Raw genomic sequence first — 3,727 nt, 5'->3', positions numbered from 1 at the left:
GGGAGGCTCGCTGCGCTCCCTGGGAGGCTCGCTGCGCTCCCTGGGAGGCTCGCTGCGCTCCCTGGGAGGCTCGCTGCGCTCGCCCGGGCGGCTCCGCCGCCCTGCCCCGCCTTCGGCGGGGCCCGCGGGGGCTGCGGCCCCCGCACCCCATGGAGCTGGGCCGGGGCCCCGGCCCCGCTACGGGGGCCCCCCGGCCCAGTTGCCCCGCCTCCGGCGGGGCTTCTGTGGTGTGCTCGGCCTTGGCCCCCCTCGCCTCCGTTGGGCCGCTGCGGGCCTTGCCCGGCGGCCCTGCCTCCGGCTCGGGCTTGCTCCCGGCGGGGCCCCTGGCCCCTGTCGGGGCCGCTGGCCCCGCCCGGGCCCCCTCCGCTCCCTTTGGGTCGCTGCGGGGGGCGCTGCGGCCTATCGGCGGGCCGCCTGCGCCCGTCGGCGCGGGGCGGCTGCCCCCCCGGCGGGGGCCGCTGCGGCGGCCCCGGTCCCGGCGGTCGGCGGCCTCGCCCCGCCGCCCGCTGCGGTCCCCGGCTCGGGGGTCTTGGCCGGGGGGCTCTTGTCGCTTGCCGCCCCCTGTCGGGGCCGCTGCGCTCCTGCCGCCTCCCGGCCTGCGCCCCCTCCTCGCCGCGCCGGGTCCCCCTCTGCCGCCCCCTGTCGGGCGGCCCGGCTATCGCCATGGGCCGCCGCGCCTCCTCCCTCCGGGGGGCGGCTGGGGCGGCTGCGCCGCCCCTTTTCGCCGCCGCCGCCCCCCGGAGTGGGGATTATCAGGCCTTCGGCCTGCCGTCAAGGGCTGCGCAAGTGGCCCATCCGGGCCACCCTTGACAGCGGGCCGCTGGCCCGATCTGTGTTGATCAACGGGGCGCGGCTGCCGTGTGGGATCATTTTCGTGAGCCCACGAAAATGGTTGACTTCCTCGAACGGTTGTGCTATCATAGGAGGTGCAAGGGAGACCCCCAACCGTCGGCACTTCGGTGCCCAAATGACCGTGACGGCTGGGGGCCTTTCTCTTTTTTTGTGCCCTAAAGGACCAGAAAACCACCCCAACCCCCTCCCGTCCCCCGCCCCATGAGGGGCCGGGGGAGGCGCAAGGGAGAGGGAATCCCCTTGGGATTCCCCCTCTTCCGCTGCGGCGGGGACGGGGGTTTTCGACAGGTTTCATCACCGTTCGGTGATGTCTTTTTTCCTCAAATGTATTGACAAACGTACATACATATGATATACTGTACTCACAAGAGAAAGAAAGGAGACGCAAAAATGGTACAGTATTACGAATCCAGAGAAGCGGTCGAAAAGGCCATCAACAACGCAAAGACCGTCAACGAACTCAAAAAAATCGCTCAAGACCTGGAGCAAAGAAATGCCCCCCACGATTGGGTTGTCGCTGCATATGACGCATACATGCGCAAGCTGTAAGGCTGTAAGGAGGAATCAAGATGAAAACCCCTAAAACCTTCCGGCTCGACCCCATCACTATCGAACGGCTAACCTGGCTGGCCAAAAAGCTTGGCACCACTGAAACCCACGTTGTCGAATCAGCCATCACTTTCCTACACTTTTCAGAATATTTCGGGCTCAAACTCAACCAAAACCCGGAAAACAAAAACGGGGAGTGACACCATCACTCCCCGTTCTCATTCCGTCCCCTATTCAGTTTGCCATACTTGGCCTGATAGATCTGCAAGGCCATAGCATAGATCATAGTTGTCGCCTGATCGCTGTGGTTCAAGGCTCGCTGCACCTTTCTTACATTGCCCTTGGCCTTGCCCAGGGCATCCACCGCAAAGACTTTCCGGAGGCTGTGCACTGTGACATTCTGAGGCAGCCGGAACGCCTTGGCGGCCCGTTTCACGTCCCGCCACACGGCCTGTCTCGTACGGTGCTTATCCGGCCCTCTGGCACTCTCAAAGACCCACACACGCCCTGCCTGCTCCCGCAGCTCCTTGAGCAGCGGCGCAGCCAAGTTTACCCGGCGCCGCTTGCCGGTCTTTTGCTCGGTGATCCAGAACTGAGGCTTGAGCTGATCGGTGCGCAGCTGCACCACATCACCAACCCGTAAGCCGGTCGAGACACAGACCCGGCAAACCAGCCGATTTGCCGGTGTAAGAGCGGCAAAAACGTGCTCCATCTCCTGATGCAATAGGTACTCTGCCGTCAAATCCCGTCCAGCTCCTCCAGCTCCTCGCGTATTTCACGCACTAAGTCCAGATTCTTTTCTTCCACTGCTTCCTTCATCCAGCACCACAGCTTGCGAATCACCGTCACCCGCTCTATGGTCCAGTCCTCTTCTCGCGCCATATTATCCCCCCCGAGATTATCGCCCCTCCATGCCTCTACCCCATGGAGGGGCTAGGATTCTGGGTGTCGCTTGTCAGTCCCAAAAATGTAAAATGGCCCTTCACCCATAGGGGCGAAAGGGCCATTTATTGCACGGCAACGTACACCATGTTACCACTTTGTAACCAAATCTTAAACCTTACGGGCTGCGGCTTCGCTCATGTTCCCGCTGATCCTCGCCGCCTCCGGCGACTCGGAACCGGCGGGAACTGAGATACCGGTCAAAGAACACCGTATTGTTGGCTGCCACCTCATAGTGATCTGCCATCTCCTCCCCGGCATCCATGAGCAGGTCCATGAGGTCTGCATACTCCATGATCTCATTGTCCCGGATGAACGCCTGTATCTCTCGCTTGAGCCGGACGACCTCACTTTTCGTCAGCTCTACAAAGTCCCGAATATCAAAGCCGTTCAAAGTCTGGATGTCGCTCTCACTGTACTGTGCTTTCTCGGGGTTATCCTTGTGGGTGAGGTAGTTGTAGTAGCCCTTCACCTGCTCCAACGCCTGGGGGATCGTCTGCCCAAGGCGACCATTGGTGAACCCCTTGACGTTGTTGTATGTAGTCGGGCTACCATACACCAGAATCACATGATAATGGGGCTTCTTCGGCTCCCCTGTCGGGTTAAGGTCCCGATCATGCAGCGGCGAGATAGCGCAGGCCACACCAGAGCGGGCAAGCTGCTCCCGCCAATCCTTGGGAGCGGATTCAGGGTACAGCACAAAGGCCCAATTCCGTTTCTTAACACTCTTTTCCTGATTGACTTTCTTCTCAGCCATGGTACAATGATACCGACTATAGTAGTCTGGCGCTCCCCATCAGTCTGGCAGGACGGGGGAGTGCCTTTTCTTTTCAGTCGGTATGCTCCTCCTTCCATTTCTCCTTGATAAGCAGAGACAGCACAGCCGACCTCTTAAGCCCCATCTCCCTTGCCAGCACGTCAAGCCGCTCCAAGACGTCAGACCGCAAAGAGATCTGCACACGTTTTGTCTCATCCATTTACACTCACCTCCACTGTCCCAATTATACACCGTTCTGTACACTTGTCAAGCCTTTTGGTATACTTTTCCCGGGCTAAGAGGGGGGGGTAGGTACCATTCTACCGTTGTAGAATGGTACCTTTTCGCCATAGAATCAGGATTTTATTGCCCATATCTGCCACTATAAGCAACATTTTCTTTCCTTCTACCGATGGTCACACGTCACACGTCACCCTAGGGGGTGTGTCGTAGTACACCCCCTGATGCTCTACCGGACCACCGGCGAGGGAGGCTCGCTGCGCTCCCTGGGAGGCTCGCTGCGCTCCCTGGGAGGCTCGCTGCGCTCCCTGGGAGGCTCGCTGCGCTCCCTGGGAGGCTCGCTGCGCTCGCCCGGGCGGCTCCGCCGCCCTGCCCCGCCTTCGGCGG

General features: G+C 61.3%; 6 protein-coding genes. 2 read left to right on the top strand and 4 right to left on the bottom strand.

What is annotated here, in order from left to right; translation table 11 throughout:
* Positions 1-1,242 precede the first annotated feature (1,242 nt).
* Both B5F94_RS16805 and B5F94_RS15560 read left to right on the top strand, forming a co-directional pair.
* On the top strand, positions 1,243-1,401 hold the full coding sequence (locus B5F94_RS16805; RefSeq protein ID WP_204247512.1) for a hypothetical protein: 159 nt from the start codon (positions 1,243-1,245) through the stop codon (positions 1,399-1,401).
* Between the two features lie 20 nt (positions 1,402-1,421).
* On the top strand, positions 1,422-1,601 hold the full coding sequence (locus B5F94_RS15560; RefSeq protein ID WP_087331440.1) for a hypothetical protein: 180 nt from the start codon (positions 1,422-1,424) through the stop codon (positions 1,599-1,601).
* 5 nt (positions 1,602-1,606) lie between these two features.
* On the opposite strand, the gene B5F94_RS15555 is transcribed toward B5F94_RS15560, so the two are convergent.
* The 4 genes from B5F94_RS15555 to B5F94_RS16340 all read right to left on the bottom strand — a co-directional run bounded on the left by B5F94_RS15555 (position 1,607) and on the right by B5F94_RS16340 (position 3,320).
* Positions 1,607-2,143, bottom strand: coding sequence for a tyrosine-type recombinase/integrase (locus tag B5F94_RS15555; protein ID WP_087331438.1), 537 nt, complete (start codon positions 2,141-2,143; stop codon positions 1,607-1,609).
* Positions 2,140-2,283 (bottom strand): hypothetical protein, encoded by a 144-nt coding sequence (locus B5F94_RS16535; RefSeq protein WP_158100313.1) that lies wholly within the window; start codon positions 2,281-2,283, stop codon positions 2,140-2,142. Before B5F94_RS16535 ends, B5F94_RS15555 begins: the two co-directional genes overlap by 4 nt.
* Positions 2,284-2,461: 178 nt before the next feature.
* Positions 2,462-3,100, bottom strand: coding sequence for a replication protein (locus B5F94_RS15550; RefSeq protein ID WP_087331436.1), 639 nt, complete (start codon positions 3,098-3,100; stop codon positions 2,462-2,464).
* Between the two features lie 73 nt (positions 3,101-3,173).
* Positions 3,174-3,320, bottom strand: coding sequence for a ribbon-helix-helix protein, CopG family (locus B5F94_RS16340; protein WP_143383333.1), 147 nt, complete (start codon positions 3,318-3,320; stop codon positions 3,174-3,176).
* Positions 3,321-3,727 lie beyond the last annotated feature (407 nt).

This window comes from Flavonifractor sp. An4, assembly GCF_002161755.1.
GTDB lineage: Bacteria > Bacillota > Clostridia > Oscillospirales > Oscillospiraceae > Flavonifractor > Flavonifractor avicola.
Note: the sequence above shows the minus strand (reverse complement) of the source record. Positions and strands in the feature narration are given on the sequence as shown.

Coding starts and splice junctions, on each gene's coding strand:
- B5F94_RS16535 (WP_158100313.1), bottom strand. CDS start 2,283: ATGGCGCGAGAAGAGGACTGGACCATAGAGCGGGTGACGGTGATTCGC.
- B5F94_RS15560 (WP_087331440.1), top strand. CDS start 1,422: ATGAAAACCCCTAAAACCTTCCGGCTCGACCCCATCACTATCGAACGG.
- B5F94_RS16805 (WP_204247512.1), top strand. CDS start 1,243: ATGGTACAGTATTACGAATCCAGAGAAGCGGTCGAAAAGGCCATCAAC.
- B5F94_RS15550 (WP_087331436.1), bottom strand. CDS start 3,100: ATGGCTGAGAAGAAAGTCAATCAGGAAAAGAGTGTTAAGAAACGGAAT.
- B5F94_RS16340 (WP_143383333.1), bottom strand. CDS start 3,320: ATGGATGAGACAAAACGTGTGCAGATCTCTTTGCGGTCTGACGTCTTG.